The 21,781-nt window shown below is 60.5% G+C and carries 17 protein-coding genes and 2 tRNA genes; 8 read left to right on the top strand and 11 right to left on the bottom strand.

Going from position 1 to position 21,781, the window contains the following annotated elements:
* Positions 1-39: 39 nt before the first annotated feature.
* From V0U79_RS03785 to V0U79_RS03765, 5 genes are all read left to right on the top strand, one after another.
* Positions 40-882, top strand: coding sequence for a sulfotransferase (locus V0U79_RS03785; protein ID WP_330198137.1), 843 nt, complete (start codon positions 40-42; stop codon positions 880-882).
* A 4-nt stretch (positions 883-886) separates the two neighbouring features.
* Positions 887-2,314 carry a sulfotransferase family protein gene (locus V0U79_RS03780; RefSeq protein ID WP_330198136.1) on the top strand — a complete coding sequence of 476 codons (1,428 nt, stop codon included), beginning with the start codon at positions 887-889 and terminating at the stop codon, positions 2,312-2,314.
* Between the two features lie 12 nt (positions 2,315-2,326).
* The gene (locus tag V0U79_RS03775) at positions 2,327-4,150 is read left to right on the top strand and encodes an ABC transporter ATP-binding protein (RefSeq protein WP_330198135.1); all 1,824 of its coding nucleotides are present in this window, start codon (positions 2,327-2,329) and stop codon (positions 4,148-4,150) included.
* A gap of 74 nt (positions 4,151-4,224) precedes the next feature.
* Positions 4,225-6,408, top strand: a complete 2,184-nt coding sequence (locus V0U79_RS03770; protein WP_330198134.1) for a M12 family metallo-peptidase — start codon at positions 4,225-4,227, stop codon at positions 6,406-6,408.
* A gap of 154 nt (positions 6,409-6,562) precedes the next feature.
* Positions 6,563-6,639: transfer RNA gene (locus tag V0U79_RS03765), tRNA-Arg, on the top strand.
* Positions 6,640-6,860: 221 nt separating this feature from the next.
* Here V0U79_RS03765 and V0U79_RS03760 read toward each other — a convergent pair.
* The 3 genes from V0U79_RS03760 to V0U79_RS03750 form a co-directional block, all read right to left on the bottom strand.
* Positions 6,861-9,074: a GAF domain-containing hybrid sensor histidine kinase/response regulator gene (locus tag V0U79_RS03760; RefSeq protein WP_330198133.1), complete on the bottom strand. Its 2,214-nt coding sequence runs from the start codon at positions 9,072-9,074 to the stop codon at positions 6,861-6,863.
* Positions 9,075-9,335: 261 nt separating this feature from the next.
* Positions 9,336-9,409: transfer RNA gene (locus V0U79_RS03755), tRNA-Gly, on the bottom strand.
* Between the two features lie 48 nt (positions 9,410-9,457).
* The gene (locus tag V0U79_RS03750) at positions 9,458-10,471 is read right to left on the bottom strand and encodes a 2'-deoxycytidine 5'-triphosphate deaminase (protein WP_330198132.1); all 1,014 of its coding nucleotides are present in this window, start codon (positions 10,469-10,471) and stop codon (positions 9,458-9,460) included.
* Positions 10,472-10,583: 112 nt separating this feature from the next.
* On the opposite strand from V0U79_RS03750, the gene apaG reads away from it, so the two are divergent.
* The gene (apaG, locus tag V0U79_RS03745; RefSeq protein ID WP_330198131.1) at positions 10,584-11,000 is read left to right on the top strand and encodes a Co2+/Mg2+ efflux facilitator ApaG/CorD; all 417 of its coding nucleotides are present in this window, start codon (positions 10,584-10,586) and stop codon (positions 10,998-11,000) included.
* 18 nt (positions 11,001-11,018) lie between these two features.
* Entirely contained in the window at positions 11,019-12,476 is a 1,458-nt protein-coding gene (locus V0U79_RS03740) for a TrkH family potassium uptake protein (protein WP_330198130.1), read from the top strand.
* Here V0U79_RS03740 and V0U79_RS03735 read toward each other — a convergent pair.
* From V0U79_RS03735 to V0U79_RS03725, 3 genes are read right to left on the bottom strand one after another with little or no spacing between them, the layout of a single operon-like run.
* On the bottom strand, positions 12,471-13,370 hold the full coding sequence (locus tag V0U79_RS03735; RefSeq protein WP_330198129.1) for an Hsp33 family molecular chaperone: 900 nt from the start codon (positions 13,368-13,370) through the stop codon (positions 12,471-12,473). The two genes, V0U79_RS03740 and V0U79_RS03735, sit on opposite strands and share 6 nt — an antisense overlap.
* Before the next feature lie 2 nt (positions 13,371-13,372).
* Positions 13,373-14,554, bottom strand: a complete 1,182-nt coding sequence (locus V0U79_RS03730) for an aspartate aminotransferase family protein (RefSeq protein ID WP_330198128.1) — start codon at positions 14,552-14,554, stop codon at positions 13,373-13,375.
* Between the two features lie 59 nt (positions 14,555-14,613).
* A complete protein-coding gene (locus V0U79_RS03725) occupies positions 14,614-15,429 on the bottom strand; it encodes an ABC transporter permease (RefSeq protein ID WP_330198127.1) in 816 nt (271 codons plus the stop codon).
* A gap of 212 nt (positions 15,430-15,641) precedes the next feature.
* On the opposite strand from V0U79_RS03725, the gene V0U79_RS03720 reads away from it, so the two are divergent.
* The gene (locus tag V0U79_RS03720) at positions 15,642-16,172 is read left to right on the top strand and encodes a GcrA family cell cycle regulator (RefSeq protein WP_330198126.1); all 531 of its coding nucleotides are present in this window, start codon (positions 15,642-15,644) and stop codon (positions 16,170-16,172) included.
* Positions 16,173-16,174: 2 nt separating this feature from the next.
* Here the strand turns inward: V0U79_RS03720 and phoB are convergent, their stop codons facing one another.
* From phoB to pstC, 5 genes are read right to left on the bottom strand one after another with little or no spacing between them, the layout of a single operon-like run.
* The gene (gene phoB, locus V0U79_RS03715; RefSeq protein WP_330198125.1) at positions 16,175-16,861 is read right to left on the bottom strand and encodes a phosphate regulon transcriptional regulator PhoB; all 687 of its coding nucleotides are present in this window, start codon (positions 16,859-16,861) and stop codon (positions 16,175-16,177) included.
* A gap of 14 nt (positions 16,862-16,875) precedes the next feature.
* The gene (phoU, locus tag V0U79_RS03710) at positions 16,876-17,571 is read right to left on the bottom strand and encodes a phosphate signaling complex protein PhoU (protein ID WP_330198124.1); all 696 of its coding nucleotides are present in this window, start codon (positions 17,569-17,571) and stop codon (positions 16,876-16,878) included.
* A gap of 19 nt (positions 17,572-17,590) precedes the next feature.
* Complete coding sequence (gene pstB / locus V0U79_RS03705) at positions 17,591-18,403, bottom strand: phosphate ABC transporter ATP-binding protein PstB (protein WP_330198123.1); 813 nt, start codon at positions 18,401-18,403, stop codon at positions 17,591-17,593.
* A 2-nt stretch (positions 18,404-18,405) separates the two neighbouring features.
* Positions 18,406-20,142, bottom strand: coding sequence for a phosphate ABC transporter permease PstA (pstA, locus tag V0U79_RS03700; RefSeq protein ID WP_330198122.1), 1,737 nt, complete (start codon positions 20,140-20,142; stop codon positions 18,406-18,408).
* Positions 20,135-21,736: a phosphate ABC transporter permease subunit PstC gene (gene pstC / locus V0U79_RS03695; protein ID WP_330198121.1), complete on the bottom strand. Its 1,602-nt coding sequence runs from the start codon at positions 21,734-21,736 to the stop codon at positions 20,135-20,137. Before pstC ends, pstA begins: the two co-directional genes overlap by 8 nt.
* Between the last annotated feature and the right edge of the window lie 45 nt (positions 21,737-21,781).

The raw sequence follows: 21,781 nt of genomic DNA, 5'->3' as shown, positions 1-21,781 counted from the left end.
CCCGGGGGTTGCCGGTCAAGTTTGGCGGGCAATAAGCGTATGAACACTGATCAGCGCCTGACGGGCGTGATGATTTGCGGGGCCGGCCATTCCGGTTCCACCCTGCTGGGGCTCATTCTGGGGCGCGCGGCAAACGCATTCTACATGGGCGAAGGCGGCAAGGTCCGTTATCTGCACGATCTGAAAAAGCCGCTGCGCAAACGCGCCTGCAAGGTGTGCGGTGAGGATTGCCCGGTCTGGTCCGGTTTCCACTGGGACGAGACGCAGCCGCTCTACCGGCAGGTCGCCGACCATGTTGGCGCCTCGACGATTGTCGATTCCACCAAGAATCCCGGCTGGATCAAGGCGCGCACTGCCGAGCTGGACGCGCAGGGAGACAAGGCCGTTCTGATCTTCCTGCAACGTGATGGCCGCGCCGTTCTGAATTCGCGCTTCCGGAAATATCCGGACAAGGACGCTGCCGAGCAGATCGAGGCCTGGAAAGGCCAGATTGCCGCCAGCCGCGACGTATTCGACGCTTTCCATGGCGAGAAGATCGAGGTGCGTTACGAGCAATTGGCGACCTCGCCGGAAGCCGTGATCCATTCGATCTGCGAGCTCGCCGGCCTGCCGTTTGATCCGGCCATGCTGGATTTCACCCGGGGCGAGTCCCATCCGCTGGGCGGGAATACGGGCACGCAATTCGTGGCCGCGCGCGACAAGGTCGAGGACGATCCGGATGCCATCCTGAAACTGACACCGCGCACCGAAAGCTATTATGCCGAACATTCCGGCGACATCCGTCTGGATCTGCGCTGGAAAACCGAAATGCCTGCGTCAAAGCTGGCACTGTTCAATGAGCTCGCCGGCGAGTTCAATGCCGCCATGGCCTGGGGGGAATAGGCGCATGACCAAGATCGATCTCGTTTTCCGGCAGATTGACGAGCGCACACGCGACGTCTCGCTGGAGCTGGCGAAGAAGCATATCCGCCCGGACAATGTCTACATTATCGACGATGTGCGGCCCTTCACCGAATGCGTGAACCAGATGCTGCGCATCGACCATGATTGCGACTATGTCGTCTATCTTGATGCCGACTGCCTCATTCTCGAGGACATGCGCGAGTTCATCGAGCAGACCGATGCCGCCTATGTCGACGCCTATGTGACCGACCGTTTCCGTGGGCGGCTGCATTGCGGTGTGCATATCACCCGAATCGATCTGGTTCGGGCGATGGGGGCGATCAAGCCACCGCTGGACGATATGAAATACGTGCTGCGGCCGGAATCGCGGCTCCGCAATCTGGCGATGAAGCCGCTGCGGATGAGCAAGCAATTCCGCAATTTCGATATCCTGCACGACTATTTCCAATACTACCGCCATGTCTTCATGAAGTACGCGCTGCGCGAGTTGCGCAGCCGTACGCAGGTTCAGCTGAAGCGTTTGTCCTCGGCGATGAAGCACTGGCCGGACGAGACCGGTTCGATGGATGATTTCGTCATCGCCAACCATGCCATCCAGTTCGCGCGCAAGCATGTCGGCAAACACGCCACGGCGGCGGAAACGCACGCCTTTATCGAAGCCCTGCCGCAATTCGCCGCCCAGGAACTGGAACGTCTCGGCGTGGTCGAGAAAGAGGCGTTTATGATGGACGATCTGGAACACTGGCTGGACAAGAATGATGACCGGCACATCTACGGCGCCGCCAAGGACAAGCCGATGGTGTTCGGCCTCGGCCTGTCGCGGACCGGCACCCGCTCGCTAACCGCCGGCCTGCAGATGCTGGGTTGGGATACGTCCCACTATCCGATTGACGAGGACACCTACACCGAGTTGGCCTATGGCCAGTACGATCTGACCCTGTTGAAATACCATGACGGTCTGACCGATATCACGACGATCCCCTACTACCAGCAGCTCGACAAGCAATATCCCGGTTCGAAGTTTGTCCTCACCGTGCGTGATGAGGAAGGCTGGCTCAGGTCTTGCCAGAATCACTGGTTCAACCGGCCCGCCTTCAAGCATACGGACGATCCCGATGAGGAAACCCATTTGCTGATGCGTCAGCTTCTCCGGGCGGCGGTCTATGGCTGTTACAATTTCCAGCCCGAGCGCTTCAAATGGGTCTACGAAAAGCATGTCCGCGAAGTGAAGGAATACTTCAAGGACCGGCCCGATGACCTGCTGATCCTGAACGTCTGCGATGGCGAGGGCTTTGACAAGCTGGCGCCCTTCATGGGTGTTCCGGTGCCGGCCGAGCCCTTTCCGCACAAGGGCAATGTCATGTCCCAGCGGGTTGAAGCCGCTCGGGCAGCGGCCCAGGTGGCGGAGTAAGCGCCCGCCATCATGGCCAGTTCCGACACGCCTTTCGCGCACGTTGAAGCTCCCGGCTTCCGCGAAGCGTTGGGTTATGCCGGTCGCACGCTCGGCCTGGTCTGGCAGACCGCGCCGCGCCTGACACTGACGATCGCCGCGGTGACTATCGTGGTGGCGCTGGTGCCGGCGCTGGCTGCCTATCTGGCCAAGCTCATCGTCGATACCGTGCTGGCCGCCATTGCCAGCCAGGACGCCGCCGACCGGCATGCTGCAATGATCTGGGTGGCGGCCGAGGCTGCCGTTCTGGGCGGCGGCATGGCGGCACGCCGGATTCTCGTTTTCCTGAAGCGACTTTTGCATGCCGAGCTGGGCTTTGCCGTCAGTGCAAAAATCTTCGACAAGACCAGCCGCTTCGATCTGGAAACGATCGAGCGGGCGGATGTCCAGCAGCAGATCCTGCTGGCCCGTCAGCATGCCAGTGCACGGCCCTATAATCTGGCCAACCGGCTGATCGAGACCGGTCAGCACAGCCTGACACTGGTCTCGCTGGCGGCCGTGTTGTGGACCTTCTCACCGCTGGCGGTATTGATCATCCTGATTGGTGGTCTGCCGCTTTTCCTCGCCGAATTGCGGTTTTCGGGATCGGCCTTCCGCTTCTATACCGGGCGGACGCCGGAAATGCGCCAGCGCAATTACCTCGAATCCCTGATGACATCGGAAAACCCGGCGCAGGAACGCCTCCATTCCGCAGCCACGACACAGGTGCGCGAGCGTTATAATTCGCTATTCCGCTTTCTGTTCGGCGAGGACCGGAAGCTGCACGGCAAGCGGACGGCCTTTGGTGTGGTTCTCCTGTTGGTCAGTTCGGGCTTCTTCCTGGGCGGCAAGGCCTGGGTGGTCTGGGCGACCGTGATGGGCGCTCTGACACTCGGCCAGATGACCATGTATGCCGCGGTGCTAAAGCAGGGTCAGAACACGGTGACGACCCTGCTGGCAACGCTGGGCGGCGGATATGAGGATCTGCTCTACATTTCCAATCTCTATGCCTTGCTCGGCCGCGAAGAAGGGCAGGCACGGGGCGGCGCCACGGCGGGCCCCCAACCGGGCAGCGGCTTCCGGCTGCGCGATGTGGGCTTTGTTTATCCAGGCAGCAAACGCGCGGCGCTAAGCGGGTTGAGCTTCGATATTCCGGTTGGCCAGAAGCTGGGGATTGTCGGAGCGAACGGGTCCGGCAAGTCGACCCTGGTGAAGCTTTTGACCGGTCTCTATTTGCCGCAAACCGGCACGATCGCGCTGGACGGGCTGGCCGTGCGTGACTGGGCTCCGGAAGCCCTGTTTGCGCGCACCGCAGCTGTTTTCCAGCCCTCCCAGCGCTACAGCCTGACGGCGGGCGAGAATATCGCAATGGGCGAAGGGCTGCGCGAGATGGACCGGGAGCGCTGGCAAAATGCCGCCGAGGCCGGGCTGGCTGCCCCTGTACTGGACGATCTGCCCGAAGGCATGGACACGAAACTGTCCAAGCAATTCGTCGACGGGCGGGAATTGTCAGGCGGGCAATGGCAACGCCTGGCGCTGGCGCGGGCGATGTTGCGTTCCGGAGCCGACATCCTGATTCTGGACGAGCCGACCGCGGCGCTGGACCCGGCCGCCGAAGCGGAATTCGTCGCCCGCATTGCAGAGCGCGACGCGACCCTGATCGTGATCAGTCACCGCCTGTCGACTTTGCGATTATGCGACCGGATCCTGGTGCTGGAGAAGGGCTGTATAGTCCAGGACGGCACTCCGGGCGAATTGGCCCGCGCGGAGGGTGTCTACAGGGATCTGTTCCGCGAGCAGTCGGATTTTTACGCCTGAAGCACGAATTTGCTCGCTTTCCCAAAGGATTCCGGTGTTAACTCCTTGCTCGGGGAGTCCAACGGGGGAGATCCATGATCAGATTTATCACAGCAGCGGCGCTGGCGGCCGCAGCGGCCGTACCGGTGTGGGCGCAGGACATGTTCTCGAATGTCCAGACGCTGGCGGCCGATGGCGGGCGGGACCGCATCACGTTTGACGGTTTGTCGCCGGACGTCATGCGCATGTCGCCGGGCGAGACGATCTCGCTCAATTTCGGGCCGGGCTATGTCGCCGAGCTGGATGAGATCCGCTACCAGGCGCTGGGTGGAACGGTCTGGGCCGGGCGCCTGGAAGGCATGGGCATTGGTAACCGTGTGCTGATCACCGAAACAAATGGCGATGCCTTTGGCCGGATTACGACACCGGATGGTGTCTGGCAGGTGGTCTCCTTCAACGGGCGCCAGGAAATCGTTCAGGTTCCATCCCTTTCGTCGCGCTATCGCGAAAACGACACTGTGGTTCATACACGCTATGCGCCGCTCACCGATGATCTGACCATTGCCGAAGCTGAAGCCATCGCTGCCGCGGTGCCGGTCGGCTCCAATGGCACGATCGATATTGCGGTCTATTATTCCCAGAGCTTTTCCGCGCTCTGGGGCATGTCGTCGGGCGGCCGCGTACAACATTTGATCGCTGTGCTGGATCAGGCGCTGATCGACAGCGATACAGGGCTTCGCGCACGCCTTGTATTCAATGGCGGTGTCACGCTGACCGATGACAATGCCGATCAGGCCCAGACCCTGGCCAATATCTCGGGCATACCCGATCCGCAGGAAGCGCCGAACATCACGCAGGACCTGACGGCGCAACGCGGCGTGCGGACGTCACATGGCGCTGACCTCGTGGCGGTTGTCCAGCGGACACAGGGCGGTCATGGCGGTTGCGGTATTGCCAATCTTCTGGGCGCGCTGGACGCCGGTTCGGACGCGGGCGACATCAATGCCAACTGGGCGGATCGCGGTTTCTCGGTAACGGGTGACTGGTACGAAGACGGGGGCGGTGGCGGCTTCTGCTCCGACATTACGCTGGCCCACGAGATCGGCCACAATATGGGCATGGCCCACAATGTTGAAAATTCCGGCGTCGGCACCGGTGTGCGGAACTATGCCAATGGCCACCGCGTCGATTGCGAGTTCATTACCATTATGGCCTATCCCACGGGATCGAACGGGACCAATGCTTCCACCGAATGCCCGCAAGGCGCATCGCGTACTTTCGGCAATGAGCAGGAAGCGCCGTATTTCTCCAATCCGGAGCTGACTCTCTGTCCGAATGGAGCGGCCTGCGGCATAGCTGTTCCGGTCAGTGATCTCTCGCGTCCGGCCATGGACAATCAGGACCCGGCCTATAATGCGCGGGCAGCCCGTGAGGAAAGCCGCGATGTTGCCAGCTTCCAGGCAGAGGCCCCGGGTCTGGTGTCATCGGTTCTGCCGGTAACCCGGTCGGTCCAGAACGGCACAGCGGCCACCGCTTTTGCGGCCGTGATCAACCCCAATGGTACCGGTTCGACCGCAACAGGCTGCCGGCTCAGACTGGGCGGGGCGTCCGGTGCGCAATTCTCGTATCAGACCACGACCCCGGCCAATGCGCTTTCGGGGACGGCCAACACACCGGTCGATATCGCAGAGGGCGGCACGCAGAACTTCGTGTTCTCGGTCACCAGCGCGACCGATTACAGCGACAATGTCGGACTTGGCGCCCAGCCCTCGGCCAATAATGAGACCAATCTGTTCATCGAGGCCTATTGCGATAACCGCCGGTCGGCCGAATACATTCTCGGTCTCAACACACTGACCTTCACATCGAATGCGACTGCTCCGACCGACATTATCGCGCTGGCCGCGACACTGCCGGCCAATCCCGGTTATGTCGTGGTGCCGACAACCGGTGGCCAGACCGGCGTATTCTCGGTGGCGATCTCGAATGTCGGGGTGACTGGCGACGTGACCGTAACAGCGGATACCGGCTCCCGGACCCTGGCCGTCAATACGATCACAATGTGTCAGACCGATCCGGGAACGGGCGCCTGCACCGATGGCTTGGAAACCACGAAGACATTGAATGTTCCGGCCAACGGAACGGCCACATTCGGTATCTTTGTGGCCGGCAATGGCTCGGCCATCGCAAATGATCCGGCCAATAACCGGGTCTTTGTCAGGTTTGCTGCCGGGGGCCAGCCGGTGGGCGCAACCAGCGTTGCCGTCCGCACGGAATAGGGGCTAGGAGACCGGTCACAGCCCCGGCTGTGGCCGGTTTTTCCCGCGCGGTGAAACAGGCGTAAAATCACGGCATTTGCTGCCTTGCCATTTTGAAAAGGCGAAGCTAGTTTCCGCGCCTCTTCGCCGGGGCTGACCTCGCGCGAAACGGCCTGCACCGGTAGCTCAGCTGGATAGAGCACCAGACTACGAATCTGGGGGTCGGGAGTTCGAATCTTCCCCGGTGCGCCATTACTTTCAAAGATTTTTGGGCGCTATCATTCCCTTGGTGTGGCGTCTAGCTACCAATGAGGCACCGTCGGCTCGCCAGATATTTGAGCACCCTGGTCGCTACTCGCGACGCCAATGATGAAGCAAAAAGTGCCGAAACTCGGCGCTACCGGGCTGGTGTTGAAGCCGGTTCGGGTTGGTGAACTTCACTATGCCATCAGGGCCGCTCACGGCGGCGGGCACTAGCCGGCGGCAAAACGCTCGTCATCGTCCGTACCTGACTGCGCGGCTATCAGCACCCGCGAAATCTCTTCATAGAGCTGGCGCACCTTGAACGGCTTCAGCACAACACCGTCAAATCCGTTACGCTCGCCTGCCGTCAGGGTGGCGAGTCCGGTATCGGCGGTCAACGCAACAATCGGCACTGCTGAGCCCTTCGCCTTGATATTGGCGGTCGCCGTGATCCCGTCAGCCTTCGGCAAGTGAATATCCATCAGGATCAGGTCGAATGACTGTTTCGAGGCGATGGTCTGGACTTCTTCCCCGTCGCCGCAGATTGTCAGCTCGTGAGCATTGCCCAGCAGGCCGCGGATCACGTTCTGATTCAGCAGATTGTCCTCGGCGACAAGTATACGCAGCGGCCGGAAGGTCTCGTCTTTTTCTTCGACAGCTTGTGCTTCGATGGCGCCGCTGGCTTTTCCGCTGCCGGGCAGCTCGACTGTGAATGTTGTCCCCTTGCCTGCAACCGAACTCAATTCGATCGTGCCGCCCAGACCTTCGGTCAGCCGGCGACTGATCGTTAGGCCAAGGCCGGTACCCCCAAACTGGCGCGTCGTTGAACTGTCGGCCTGGGCAAAAGGCTGGAACAGCTTGGATTGCTGATTGGCATCAATCCCAATACCCGTGTCGATGACCGAGAATTTCAAGCCGCCGAAGGGCTGGACCGGCGTTGCCTCCACCTTCAGGGTTACACTGCCAGTTTCGGTGAATTTCACGGCATTGCCGAGAATGTTGTACAGTACCTGGCGGATCCGTGTGGGATCGGACACGAAAAGCGGCGGCACGTCATCGGCGATGTCGAGCTTGCAGCTCAGCCCCTTCTCCTCGGCCTTGATTTTCAGCAGTTCTAAAACGCTCTCGGACAATTCATGCGGCGGGAATTCGACAGCCTCGAGTTCCATCTTGCCCGCTTCAAGTTTTGAATGATCCAGCACATCATCGATAATGGTCAGCAGCGATTCCGCCGACTGACTGGCGATGCCGACCCATTTCATCTGTGTGTCTTCGAGATTTGATCTGCCCAGCAATTGCAGCATGCCCAGTACACCATTCATGGGTGTCCGGATCTCGTGGCTCATGGTCGCCACGAACTCGCTTTTTGCAATATTTGCACGTTCCGCTTCGTCGCGTGCGAGTACAAGGGCCTTGTGAGCCGCATCACCGATAATGACCGCGGCAATACAATTCAGAAGTGGCCGGGCATCTTTTAGCGTTTGTTGATCGAAGCCGCCGGGTCGGTTTGCAACCCCGACCATGCCGATAAGGTCCTTCCCCCTGAAGAGCGGGACACCCATGAAGGAATTCAGTGGGGGGTGACCATGCGGAATGCCGGCAGCGCTTGGATGATTTGCCGGGGAATTCTCAAGGACCAGTTCGCCTGTCCTGATCACGTAACCAAATAATGTGTCCAGATTTCGGAACTCGAGACCGCTTTCGACATGCTGCTGGTAGAACTCGCGTGTTTCCGCATTCCAGGAAATGTCGGTTATCGCATGAGTCCGCAGGAAAGTACCCTGATCGTCGGTGTGAATTTCACCGATAAAACCGTATTCGCCGTCTGTCTGACGAATGACCGCATCCAGCAATGAGTCGAATTGATTGGTCCGATTTCCCGGTTGCGAGATAAATTCGGCTTGGATGTCCGAAATAATTGACAGCTGCGCGGCATATCGCTTTAGCTTCTCGTCGGACCGGCGGGACTCGATCCGGTCAACTGCAGCGCGCGCCAATATCCTCAGCTGTGTGATCTGATTGTCTTCAAGCTTCTTAGGTTCCCTGAATATCGTGCAGAGCGTGCCAATTCTGAAACCGGTCGCTGTCTTTAGCGGAATACCGAAATAGGCTCGAATATTCGGCTGGCCGGTAACAAGCGGATTGTCGGCAAAACGCTCGTCGTTGAGCGCGTCCGGGATACTAAAGACTTCATCAGAGTGAATTGCGTGACCGCAGAAGGAGATGTCCCTGGGGGTTTCAGAAATGTCCAAGCCGACGCGCGACTTGAACCATTGTCGTTCATTATCGACCAGAGAGATAAGAGCGATATCCGCCCCCACCAGAGCCGCTGCCAATGCAGTCAGATCGTCCAGAGATGTGTCTTCAGGGGTATCCAGTACAAACAGATCATTCAGCGCGGCTTGTCGCTCAGACTCGTTTTCAGGATAGATCGCTGCCTGCATGCTTCTGAACCTGGTGTAATGGTATCAGTGGCTTCATCGATGTCATTTACGCCGTATTTTTGTGTCGCTATCGTGCACAAAGCATTAATTTTGAAATTGCCTGTCTTGGCTTTCTGGTGGTCGTCTGCGAGGCGTTGAGCTTTGAGCGCAGCTTGCTATCCGTGCATCAATTACTTGGCCGAGCCGACTATCTTTTAGCTCGGTGGTCTATCGTTTAGCTTTGGCAGCCGGGTGCGTCCACTAGAACAGCTCATGCAGAACTGGAGCGGGTGAAGGGAATCGAACCCTCGTCTTAAGCTTGGGAAGCTCCTGCTCTGCCATTGAGCTACACCCGCGCCCGGCTGTCAGACACTAGCCGTCTTCCGTGCCTGTGCAAAGAATGGTTACGTATTGAAATACTTCGCCAGTTTCAGCTTCTGTGCCTGATAATTCGAACCCAGTGTCCCGTAGGGCCGGTCTGGCGTGGCCGACATCGACTCATAGACGAGACGGGCGGCCGGTTGGCCATGCTCGAGGATGAAGGGCACGTCGCGGCCGCGGACTTCCAGAACGGCGCGGCCACCGGTACCGCCGGCTTCCTTCACGCCAAAGCCGGGATCGAAAAAGCCGGCATAGTGCGCGCGAAACTCGCCGATTTCCGGTGCGATAGGCGCCATTTCGGCCGCTTCTTCCAGCGGGATGATCACAGGCTCGCGGGAGGCCAGGATATAGAACTCACCTGGATCCAGCACCATGCGCCCGCCACGGGCATCGATCGGCTCCCAATAGTCCAGCTTGTCGTGCCCGCCGATGCGGGAAAGATCGATGAGGCCGGCATGACGGCGCGCGCGCCAGCCAATGCGCCCGTCAAAGCCTTCCAGGTCGACCGAGACCGTCACTTCACGCGTGATGCGGCGTTCTCCGCGGCGGAAGCGGGCCTGGACGAGGCGGTCGCCGGTGCGGGCGAGAATGGAGAAGGTGCGCGGTGATATCTCGACAAAGAGCGGGCCTGAATAACCGGCAGGTGCGTGGTCGAAGGCACTCGCCCGGTCGGCGATCACCCGGGTGAAGACATCAATCCGGCCGGTCGAGCTTTTCGGGTTCATGGCGGCGCTGGTATCCGCAGGCAGGCGCAGCGCTTCCATCAGCGGCACAAGATAGACGCAGCCGGTTTCCAGAACGGCGCCGTCTTCCAGATCCAGCTCGTGCATGACCAGACCGGAGGACAGGACCTCCTCGACCGTGCGGCTTTTGCCCGGCAGAAAGCTGGCGCGCAGGCGGTAGGCGGTTTTTCCGAGGCGGAGATCAAGGCTGGCCGGCTGGATCTGGCCTTCCGCGAAGGCTTGTTCAACCGACACACCTCCGGCTTCGGCCAGCGCGCGGATCTCGCTATCGGGAAGAATGCCTGGAGCTGTCATGAAGTCCTGACCCTGTCGGATATGCCTGTCTCTGGTTAGGCGAATTCTGGCTTTCGCGAAAGTACCGAGCGCGGGACTTGAGCGCCGGGGAAATCGGGGCGATCATTGCACCATGACCTCGGGATCGAAACACCGGCAATATGAATGCGAAACGCATGGCGTTTTCGTGCGCGTGCAGCCGGATTTCCTTGAGGACCAGTCGAGCCCGGGCGAGCATCGCTTTGTCTGGTCCTATACCGTCGAGATCGAGAACAGGGGCACGGATACGGTGCAGCTGATTTCGCGCTACTGGTCGATTACCGATTCCAAGGGAAAGGTGGAAGTTGTCCGTGGCCCCGGAGTGGTCGGGGAACAGCCGGTTCTCGAACCGGGTGACAGTTTTTCCTATACGTCAGGGGCGCCCCTGGAGACGCCATCGGGATTCATGTCCGGTTGCTATGAAATGGCGCGCCAGTCAGGCGGACGTTTCGATGCGGCTATTCCGGCATTCTCACTCGACAGTCCGTATGCGCGGACCAGCGTCCATTAGCGGCTGGCGGACATCCTGATGAGCGAGTCGGTGCGCTCCGTCCTTTTTGTTCTGGCAATCATGGTCGCCAGCCTGGCCGCCGCCATGCTGATCCCGGCCTGGATGGATCTGAGCGCCGGCGAGATGGACAGCGCCGGTGCGTTTCTTTGGTCTGCCGCGTGTTGCGGGTTTCTGTCACTGGCCGTGGCGCTAGGGGTGAGGGCCGAGGAACAGAACCTTTCGACCCGCGCCGCCTTTCTTGTGACAGCCGGTTCCTGGCTGGTGCTGGCGATTGTGGCTGCGTTACCAATGCATTTCGGCGGCCATGGCCTGTCCTTTACGGATGCTGTCTTCGAGGCGATTTCCGGGCTGACCACAACAGGGGCTACCGTGGTGACGGAGCTCGACAATCGCCCGCCGGGCTTCCTGATGTGGCGCGCCATCCTGCAATGGATTGGCGGCATCGGCATCATCGTGACGGCGATGGCCATCTGGCCGCTTCTGGGGGTTGGCGGCATGCAGCTGTTCAAGCTGGAGTCCTCCGATAATTCCTCTGAAAAAGTCCTGCCGCGCGCTGCCGAGATCGCAACCGCCATTTCGCTGATCTATCTGGCGCTGACCGCCATTTGTGCCATGGCCTATGCCTTCACCGGCATGAACGGGTTCGATGCCATCGCGCATGCCATGACGACGATCGCCACCGGCGGGTATTCCACGCGGGACGGATCGCTGGGCGATTTTGTGGCGGGTGGTTCGGATATTGTCGCCATCATCTTCATGCTGCTCGCCGCCCTGCCTTTTGCGACCTATCTGGTAATGGTGAGGGGACGTCCCAGCGTGCTCTGGCGAGACCCTCAGGTGCAGGGCTTCTTTGCACTGGTTGTGGCCGCCGTCGCGGCCATGACCCTGTTTGTTGTGCTAACCGATCTCTATGCCCCGGCGGCGGGCGTCCGGGCAGCGGCGTTCAGTACGGTTTCAGTCATAACCGGGACCGGGTATGCGACCGCGGATTTCGGTGCCTGGGGCGCGCCAGCAACGGCCGCTTTCTTTGTCCTGATGTTTGCCGGTGGCTGCGCCGGATCGACGACCTGTTCGATCAAGATATTCCGTTATCAGATTGCGCTGCTGGCCATCCGTCAGCACATCGTTTCGCTCGCCCACCCCCGTGCCATTACGCGACTGAGCTATGGCGGGCGGCCGGTCTCTCCGGAAACGGTCTATTCGGTTCTCGGATTCCTGTTCGCCTTTATCGCGGTCTTCACCCTGTCAGCAGCGCTTCTGGGCGCGATCGGGCTGGATACCACGACGGCCTTGTCCGGCGCAGCGACGACGCTCGCCAATGTCGGGCCGGGCCTTGGCGGTATTATCGGTCCGGCAGGCAGTTTCCAGAGCCTGCCGGAAGCGGCGAAATGGGTAATGATGGCCAATATGCTGATCGGCCGGCTGGAAGTGCTGACCGTGCTGATTCTGTTTACACCGCGTTTCTGGCAGTCATGACCTGTCGACGTTGGCGATGTCCTCGGGCGTGAACTCGAACAGCTTGTTACAGTATTCGCAGGTCATCCCGATCTTGCCGTCTTTTTCCATCTCGGACTGATCATCGTCGGAAAAGCTCGCCAGGACGCGCACCAGCCGCTCACGCGTGCAGGGACAATGCTTTCGCAGTTGGCGTGGTTCGAACAGATGGGCGCCGTCCTCGTGGAACAGGCGGTAGATCAGCGTGGCGGCCGAGATATCCGGATCGATCAGCTCATCATCCTTGATCGTCTCGAACAGGGCGCGGCAATGGTCCCAGTCTTCCTTGGGATCGCCGCGCGTTTCATCCGCGGCTATCTGCTGAAGGACGGCACCGCCGCCACGCCAGACCGAGCCGCCACCAGCCTGCATGTCCTGACCGACAGCCAGCTTGATGCGGGTTGGTGTCTGCTCGGACTGCTCGAAATAGCGCTCGGCGCACCGGGCAAGGGTCTCGCCTTCCAGGGCGACCACACCCTGATAGCGTTCCATGCCTTCACCGGGATCGATGGTCATGGCGAAGGCGCCCTTGCCGAGCAACCCCGGGACCCCGGCATCCTCTGCCACGGCGCTGCCATCGTACTGGGCAAAACCGCGTACAGCGCCGCCGGAATTCCATTCCGCCACGACGAAACTGACAGGTCCGTCTCCATTCGCCTGGATGATCAACCGGCCATCGAACTTCAACGAATCGCCAATCAGCGCGGCCAGCAAGACGGCTTCTCCCGTCAGACGGCGAACCGCTACGGGGTGATCGTGAGCAGAGACAATGTCTTCCAGCACAGCGCCCATGCGGGCCATGCGGCCACGCGCGGAATACCCGTCCACCTGGAAGACAGCGACAATGTCATCGGCTTCGCCCAGCGGATCGGTCATGACTATTTCGCGAAATCGGCCAGCGTATCATCAAGAATGGAAATGGCTTCGCTGGCATCGCTTTCATCGATCACCAGCGGTGGCGCCATCCGGGCAACATTGTCGCCTGCAGCGCCGATCAGAAGGCCGCGATCGCGTGCCTTTCCGGCAAACTCCTTGGCGACCACGTCATCGACGAGCTTGAGGCCCATCAGCAAGCCCTTGCCGCGGACTTCCGTCACAATGCCGGAATGCCGGTCCGCCAGTCCGGTCAGCTGTTGCTGCATGAAGTTCGAGACCTTCAGGACATTGTCCATGAAGCCGGGTGCGTTGAGTTCGTCAAAGACGACATTGCCGACCGCCATGGCCAGCGGATTGCCGCCGAAAGTGGAGCCGTGCGTGCCAATGACCATGCCCTTGCCGGCCGCTTCCGTGGCGAGGCAGGCACCCATCGGGAAACCGCCGCCAACACCCTTGGCCACCGCCATGATGTCGGGCCGGGCGGTATCCGCCCACTCATGTGCCCACATCCGGCCCGTGCGTCCGGCGCCGCATTGCACTTCATCATAGATCAGCAGCAGACCGTGCTCATCGCAAAGCTCTCGCAAGCCGCGGAGACATTGTTCGGGCAGCGCGCGCACCCCGCCTTCGCCCTGGACGGGCTCTACCAGGATGGCTGCTGTTTCCTCGGTGATAGCCGCCTTCGTGGCCTCGTGGTCGCCAAACTCGACCTGATCGAAACCTTCCATCCGCGGGCCGAAGCCCTCGAGATATTTCGGATTGCCACCGGCATTGATGGCGCCATAGGTGCGGCCATGGAAGGCGCCGGTGAAAGTGATGATGCGGTAACGATGCGGCTCGCCCTTGTCGTAGAAATAGCGCCGTGCGGTCTTCAGGGCGCATTCCACCGCTTCGGCACCGGAATTGGTGAAGAAGACCCGGTCGGCAAACGTGCTGTCGGTGTATTTCTTTGCCAGCTCGATCTGGCCGGGCACTTTGAACATATTCGACAGATGCCAGAGCTTGTCGGCCTGTTCCTTCAGGGCCGCGACCGCCTTCGGGTGATGGTGACCCAGCGCGTTGACCGCGATCCCCGAGATAAAATCCAGATAAGCCTTGCCTTCAGCCGTGTAGAGGCGGACGCCTTCGCCGCGCTCGAAAACCAGATCCGGCGGGGCATAGGTGTCCATAAGCGGTGCGGGCATGAAAGCGTCTCCCTGGAATGATTGTGGTGATGTCCGAGAACCCCTCTAGGCCTCCGGCGCTAACTCTTCAAGCGCCATCCTGAGCGCAGGACCATGTAGGAGGCGGCCATGAGAATGGCATTAAGCGCAAGGATGAAAAGAACGCCAATCAGGATGCTGCCATCGGCATGACCGGTGAAGCCGTAGCGGAAGCCGTCAATCATGTAGAAGAACGGATTGATGTGGCTCAGCGTGTAGAAGGGCTCGGGCAGGACCTCTATGGAATAGAAGGTACCGGAGAGGAAGGTCAGCGGCGTGATGATGAAATTCGTGATCACTGCAATGTGGTCGAATTTCTCGGCCCAGACACCGCCGATCAACCCCACCATGCCCAGCAGCGAAGCGCCTGTGATCCCGTAAAAGACGATCGCCCAGATATGATCCGGACGCATGTCGACGAAGAAGGCGACGACAATTCCGGTGGCCAGCGCCACGACAACACCACGCGTCACGGCACCGGCGATGAAGGCGATCATCAGCTCGAGCGGCGACAGGGGCGGCATCAGGAAATCGACGGAATTGCCCTGGACCTTGGACACCAGGATGGATGAGGACGAGTTCGCGAACGCGTTCTGCAACAAGCCCATCAGTACCAGGCCGGGGGCCAGGAAGTCCGAGAAAGGAATCCCGGCAATATCTCCGCGGCGTTCGCCGAAAGCCAGATTGATCACGGCAAAGAAGAGCAGGGTCGTAACCACCGGTGCGAACACCGTCTGGAACATGACTTTCCAGAAGCGATGAACCTCCTTGCGGTAAAGGGTCCACAGACCCAGCACATTGAGGGCGCCAAAGCGGCGGGGATTGGGAGCCGGACGGGCGGAAACAGGTTCTGTCATAGGTCCGGACGTAGCACGCGGCCGGGCTTCGGGCGAGCCCAAAGGCCGCCACCTGCTGCAAACGAATCAGCTTTCCACAGGCGAATCAGTGCGTGCATCTTGTGGCCACAGAAACTGCCGATACTGTATCTTGTATCAGATACAACATATTGCGGTTGAGAGAAGTGAGAACACTTCCCATAGTATAGCCGCAGCATTGGCGGAGTGATGACATGGCCTGGACCGACGAGCGTGTAGAACAGTTGAAGAAGCTTTGGGCGGAGGGCCTTTCAGCCAGCCAGATCGCCAAGAAAATCGGTGGCGTGACCCGGAATGCTGTGATCGGCAAGGTGCACCGTCTGGGCCTGTCCGGCCGTGCTGCTCCGTCGCGCCCATCCAGCCGGCCGGCACGTACACCCAAGCCGCGCGTCACCGCCGCGGCGGCTTCGGCACCAGCGAAAGCCAAGGCGCCGGCAGCGCGCAAGCCGGTACCGCCGCCTGTTCAGGCGCCGGATCCCGAGCCGCTTCCGAATGGCGAATTTGCCACCGTGCTGACGCTCAAGGACTCCATGTGCAAATGGCCGATCGGTGACCCGGCAAGTGGTGATTTCCGGTTCTGCGGTCATCGGACCAAGGCTGGCGACGCCTATTGCGAAGCCCACGCTCAGATCGCCTACCAGCCGCAGCAAAAGCGCAAGCGCAAGACGTCAGATGCAACGGCGGCCCTTGACGCCATTCAGGCGACCCGCCGGGTGAATTTCTGAGCCTATTGAAGGTCGAGCGAGTAACCGGCTGACCGCACAGTGCGGATCGGGTCGGTCTCGCCGGCCAGATTCAAGGCCTTCCGCAAGCGGCCGATATGCACATCGACCGTGCGCACCTCGACATAGACGTCCGACCCCCAGACCGCGTCCAGCAATTGCTCGCGCGAGAAGACCCGGCCCGGATGTTGGATGAGATAGTCCAGCAGGCGGAATTCCGTCGGTCCGAGATGAATTTCCTGACCGCCGCGGCGAACCCTGTGGGCGACACGATCGATGATGATATCGCCGTAGGAAACCTTGTCTTCTGCGAGGCCCGGGCGAATCCGCCGCATGACCGCGCGAATGCGGGCAGAAAGTTCGGTCATGGAGAATGGTTTGACGACATAATCGTCAGCGCCCGTGTCGAGGCCGCGGATACGATCGGCTTCCTCGCCCCGCGCCGTCAGCATGATGATCGGCACGTTGCGGGTTTCGGAGCGGTTGCGCAGGCGGCGGCAGACCTCGATGCCGGACAGTTTGGGCAGCATCCAGTCAACGAGGACAAGATCGGGAACCGATTCCTCGGCGAGCATCAGGGCTTCTTCGCCATCTCCCGCAACGGAGACGTGATAGCCTTCTTTTTCGAGATTGTACTGAAGAAGCGTGGACAGGGCGTCCTCATCTTCAACCACGAGAATATGGGGGTCCATGACAGTCTCCCGATCTAGCCGCCGTCAGCCGTTTCGCGACGGGTATCGCGGTGCAGTTCCGCTCCGGTCACCAGATAGTGGATCATTTCCGCGATATTGGTGATGTGGTCGCCGATACGCTCGAGATTCTTGGCAACAAACAGCAGGTGTGCCGAAGCGGTGATGGTCCGCGGATCCTCGATCATGAAGGAGAGGAGCTCGCGGAACAGGCTATTATAGTGCTCATCGACTTCTTCATCGGCGCGGCAAACAGCAATACATTCTTCGGCTGACCCGGAAGCGAAGGCGTCGAGCACCCGGTGAAGATTGGCGACAACCAGCCGGCCCATGCGCTCGGCGCTGCGGGTCAGGTCCAGCGGTTCAGACTTGTTCAGCTCGTGCACGCGGCGCCCGACATTCTTGGCAAGGTCGCCAATGCGTTCCAGATCACCGGAAATCCGGTAGGCCGCGATGGTGGTCCGCAGATCGGAGGCCATGGGCTGGCGCAGCGCCAACATCCGGATCACGCGGCGTTCAATGGCGGTTTCCAGCGCATCGACTTCTGCGTCCGTTTTGACAACCGTATCGGCCAGCTGCGGATCGCGCCGGACAACGGCTGTGATGCAGTCCGTGACCTGGCTTTCACACAGACCGCCCATGCGGGCAATTTCGTCCGAGAGCGCATTCAGCTCCTCGGAGTAGGCCCTGACGGTATGAGATGGCGTGTTCATCGGTTTTGCCTTTCAACCGCTAACCGAACCGGCCGGTAATGTAATCCTGCGTCCGGCTCTCGTGCGGATTGGTGAAGATATCTTCGGTCGGCCCGTATTCGACCAGATCGCCCATGTGGAAAAACGCCGTCATTTGCGACACGCGGGCGGCCTGGGCCATGGAGTGGGTCACGATCACGATGCAGTAATTCTCTCGCAGCTCGTCGATCAGCTCTTCAATTTTGGCCGTTGCAATCGGGTCCAGCGCAGAACAGGGCTCATCCATCAGGATGACTTCCGGGCTCACCGCAATGGCCCGGGCGATAACCAGCCTTTGCTGCTGACCGCCTGACAAACCTGTTCCGGGCTGATCAAGACGATCGGCCACTTCGTCCCACAGGCCGGCCTTGCGAAGGCTGGTCTCGACAACACCATCCAGCTCGCTTCTCGATGACGCCAGGCCATGAATGCGCGGGCCATAGGCGACATTGTCATAAATGGATTTCGGAAACGGGTTGGGCTTCTGGAAAACCATACCGACGCGTGCACGCAGGATCACAGGATCAACCGAGCGGGAATTGATTTCCTCGCCGTCGATTTTTACCGATCCTGTCGTGCGGGCAATATCGATGGTCTCGTTCATGCGGTTGATCGAGCGCAGGATTGTTGACTTCCCGCATCCCGACGGGCCGATAAAAGCCGTCACCGAGCGGTCAGGAATATCCATCGACACGTCGTGGATCGCCTGTTTCTCGCCATAGAAAATGTTGACGTCGCTGAGCGAAATCTTGCCTTGAAGATTGCGCGTCGCGTCGTGATAGACGGTGGCGTTATGCAAGCCGGTATCGGCCATTTCTACCATCTCCGTTCGAACCGCCGGCGCAGGAATACTGCAGCGGCATTGAATAGGATCATCAGCGCCAGCAAGATGAGAATTGCGGCCGCAGTGCGTGGCTCGAAGGCGCGTTCGGCCCCGTCGGACCAAAGGAAAATCTGAACCGGCATGACTGTAGCCGGCTCGGTCAGGCCGCTTAGGGACAGGCTGGGCGCGTCGGCGACAAAGGCCACCATACCGATCATCAGAAGCGGGGCTGTTTCACCGAGAGCCTGGGCGAGGCCAATGATCGACCCGGTCAGAATGCCCGGCGCGGCCAGCGGCAGTACGTGGTGGGTTACCGTCTGGATTTTCGATGCACCGACGCCCAGTGCAGCCTCGCGGATAGAGGGTGGAACTGCCTTCAACGCCGCGCGGGAGGAAATGATCACGGTGGGCAGTGTCATCAGCGCCAGAACCATGCCGCCGACCAGCGGTGCAGAGCGGGGCAGGCCGAACAGGCTGATAAACACGGCCAGGCCCAACAGGCCGAAAACAATGGAAGGCACGGCAGCCAGATTGTTGATATTGACCTCGATAAAGCCGGTCAGCCGGTTCTTCGGCGCGAATTCTTCAAGATAGACGGCGGTCGCAACACCGATTGGCACCGCCAACAGCATGGTCACAAGCATGGTCAGGGCAGAACCGATCATGGCCCCCAGCACGCCTGCCAGTTCTGGTTCCCGGGAGTCGGCATTGGTGAACAGATACGTGTTGAAGACCGACCGCACGAGGCCACGCTCGCGCAGCACTTCGGCCCAGGCAATCTGGGAATCCGTGATCCGGCGCTCGGCCTGTGGCGTCTCGAGCGTCCAGATAGTCCAGTCGTCGCTGGCCTCTGCGCTTTCAAGCCCGACAAGAACATGACCCTCGGCCACCCGGCCGCCATCGCTGATGCGTTCGATCAGGACAGTGCCGCCATTGATGCGAACCAGTCTGCTGGGCAGGTCAGGCGACATTTCGACACTGTCAGCGCCGGGTTCGGCCAGCGCCCGCAATTCGGCGGCTTCAGCGGCGGCGTGCTCGGCTTCGCTGTTGAAGCGCTCGATCGACTCTTCGCTGGTCGCATTGGCGGCGCGCTGGCGGTAGCGCGCGACGCGCTCCTCGACAGCGAGGGCGCGCCGGGTCAGCTGGGCCCGAATATCCGATACAATCGGTGAGAAGACATTGGCGTTGGCGCGCAGCGTGATCTCGCCACTCGTGCCGGAGGGCGTTGCGAGAAACCCCGGCCGCATCTCGCTTGTCCCGGTGGTCAGCCCTTTGAGGTAGAGGTCCGCATCGTCGGAAATCGGGAAGCTGAAATCGATAGTCTGCCCGACCAGATCCGGATTGGCGATCACCTCGTCCAGGAGGCGAGCCGAGTTCAGTGGCGTGTAAAGGCCGAACAGCTCGCGCAACTGCGAACGCTCGCCAATAGAAGGAAACTGTTCGCGCAGGGCCGCCTGCATGAGTGAGCTGTATGAGCCGCGGCGTAGAGACGCTTCGCTGCGATCGCCGGCGGGGTCGACGCGGGCCGGATCCACCGTGATCTGCAGCGTCAACTCATTGGTACGAAAAGCCGGGATGGATTGCGCACCAATCGAGCCGATCAGCAGGATCAGCACGCTGATGGCCGCCATGATGGCCAGAATGCCAAACAGGCGGAACCGGGCTTCGGCGCGGTAGCGGCGGGCCAGCCTGGCTTCGACAGCGGCCTGTATGGCAGTCCGGTTATTCATATTTTTCCCGGTATTTCTGGACGACCCGCAGGGCCACCACATTCAGGGCCAGCGTGAACATGAACAGGACCAGGCCCAAGGCAAAAGCCGAAAGCGTCTTGGCGCTATCGAACTCCTGGTCTCCGGTCAGAAGCATGACGATCTGGACGGTGATCGTGGTAACAGATTCCAGCGGATTGGCCGTCAAGTTTGCGCCCTGGCCGGCCGCCATGACAACAATCATGGTTTCGCCGACTGCGCGGCTAACCGCGAGCAGCAAGGCACCGACAATGCCGGGCAGAGCGGCTGGGATAACCACCTGCTGAACCGTCTCCGAGCGCGTCGCCCCCATGGCATAGGCACCATCGCGCAGGCTTTGCGGCACAGCATTGATCACGTCATCGGAAAGCGAAGAAACGAAAGGAATTATCATCACGCCCATCACCAATCCGGCAGACAGAGCAGACTGGGTAACGGCCCCTTCGAAGCCGACCCATTGGGCAGCCGCGCGGATGGCCGGTCCAACGGTCAGCAGGGCGAAGAAGCCGTAAACCACAGTCGGGATTCCGGCGAGAATCTCCATGACCGGCTTGACGATGTTGCGGGTGCGCTTGCCGGCATATTCAGACAGGTAGATGGCCGAGAACAGGCCTATTGGCCCGGCTACCAGCATGGCAATCACCGTGATCATGAAGGTGCCGGCAAATAGCGGAACGGCACCGAACGCGCCCGATTGTCCGACCTGATCGGCGCGAATGGCGATTTGCGGGCTCCACTGGGTACCAAACAGGAACTGATCAATCCGCCAGTCGATCGCCTCGAAGAACCGCAGGGATTCAAACAGCAGCGACGCGATGATGCCGATCGTGGTCAGGATCGCGATCGCCGAACAGAATACGAGCGCGGCGGTAAAGGCGGATTCGACCTTATTACGCGCGCGGAAGCCGGCTTGAACACGAGAGCGGGACCAGAACAGACCGGCGAGCGCGAGGATGATGGCAAGGATGGCTCCGCCATAACGGATGGACTGGTCAACCGGCCGGAAAACGTCGGCGGCGGCTTCCAGCTCGGCAGTTTGCTCGCTGGGCTGGCCGTTGAAAGCGAGGGCTCTGGCGTCGCTCATGAAGAGCTGACGCCGCTCGCGTGGCAGGGCGTGGAAGTGGAATCCGGCCCGTGCCAATGGCCGATAGCCTTCGCTTTCGGCCATCTGTTCAACCTCGGCAGCAATTGCGGATTGCCGCTCTGCAAGCTGAGTGCGGGCCCGGGATATGGACGCAGGTTCGCCGCCAAGTGCGATGGCCTCCCGGGCGGAAATGGCGCCGCTGTCTTCCGCCAGGCGTGCGTCGTAGATCTCCACGAGGGGTGTTGCAGCTGCCGTCAATCGCGATTCAACGATCTGACTCGTCGCTGTGGCGCCGAACAGGCCGATAAGGGCAATCAGAAGAAGTGCCGGGAAGCCGGTCCAGAGGGCGACAAAATAGCCGTGATAATTCGGCAGCGAATGCAGTGCCGCTGAACCACCTGGTGACGAACGCAAAGCCCGGCTGCGCCCCAGATAGAAGGCGGCCGAGATGAGCACCAGCATCATCAGGAGAAGCAAGGCATTGGCCGGCATGAAATTCCCGTAGTTCTGCTAACGGGGCGCTCCTCGCCCCACGCG

This window comes from Hyphobacterium lacteum, from assembly GCF_036330345.1.
In the GTDB taxonomy this organism is placed as follows: Bacteria; Pseudomonadota; Alphaproteobacteria; order Caulobacterales; family Maricaulaceae; genus Hyphobacterium; species Hyphobacterium lacteum.
This window is presented reverse-complemented; position numbering and strand designations above follow the sequence as displayed.

Bases quoted from the DNA above. Each gene is read 5' to 3' on its own strand.
- V0U79_RS03735 (WP_330198129.1), bottom strand. From the start codon at position 13,370: ATGACCGATCCGCTGGGCGAAGCCGATGACATTGTCGCTGTCTTCCAG.
- V0U79_RS03775 (WP_330198135.1), top strand. From the start codon at position 2,327: ATGGCCAGTTCCGACACGCCTTTCGCGCACGTTGAAGCTCCCGGCTTC.
- apaG (WP_330198131.1), top strand. From the start codon at position 10,584: ATGACCTCGGGATCGAAACACCGGCAATATGAATGCGAAACGCATGGC.
- phoB (WP_330198125.1), bottom strand. From the start codon at position 16,861: ATGGACCCCCATATTCTCGTGGTTGAAGATGAGGACGCCCTGTCCACG.
- V0U79_RS03725 (WP_330198127.1), bottom strand. From the start codon at position 15,429: ATGACAGAACCTGTTTCCGCCCGTCCGGCTCCCAATCCCCGCCGCTTT.
- pstB (WP_330198123.1), bottom strand. From the start codon at position 18,403: ATGGCCGATACCGGCTTGCATAACGCCACCGTCTATCACGACGCGACG.
- pstA (WP_330198122.1), bottom strand. From the start codon at position 20,142: ATGAATAACCGGACTGCCATACAGGCCGCTGTCGAAGCCAGGCTGGCC.
- pstC (WP_330198121.1), bottom strand. From the start codon at position 21,736: ATGCCGGCCAATGCCTTGCTTCTCCTGATGATGCTGGTGCTCATCTCG.
- V0U79_RS03750 (WP_330198132.1), bottom strand. From the start codon at position 10,471: ATGACAGCTCCAGGCATTCTTCCCGATAGCGAGATCCGCGCGCTGGCC.
- phoU (WP_330198124.1), bottom strand. From the start codon at position 17,571: ATGAACACGCCATCTCATACCGTCAGGGCCTACTCCGAGGAGCTGAAT.
- V0U79_RS03720 (WP_330198126.1), top strand. From the start codon at position 15,642: ATGGCCTGGACCGACGAGCGTGTAGAACAGTTGAAGAAGCTTTGGGCG.
- V0U79_RS03760 (WP_330198133.1), bottom strand. From the start codon at position 9,074: ATGCAGGCAGCGATCTATCCTGAAAACGAGTCTGAGCGACAAGCCGCG.
- V0U79_RS03770 (WP_330198134.1), top strand. From the start codon at position 4,225: ATGATCAGATTTATCACAGCAGCGGCGCTGGCGGCCGCAGCGGCCGTA.
- V0U79_RS03785 (WP_330198137.1), top strand. From the start codon at position 40: ATGAACACTGATCAGCGCCTGACGGGCGTGATGATTTGCGGGGCCGGC.
- V0U79_RS03780 (WP_330198136.1), top strand. From the start codon at position 887: ATGACCAAGATCGATCTCGTTTTCCGGCAGATTGACGAGCGCACACGC.
- V0U79_RS03740 (WP_330198130.1), top strand. From the start codon at position 11,019: ATGAGCGAGTCGGTGCGCTCCGTCCTTTTTGTTCTGGCAATCATGGTC.
- V0U79_RS03730 (WP_330198128.1), bottom strand. From the start codon at position 14,554: ATGCCCGCACCGCTTATGGACACCTATGCCCCGCCGGATCTGGTTTTC.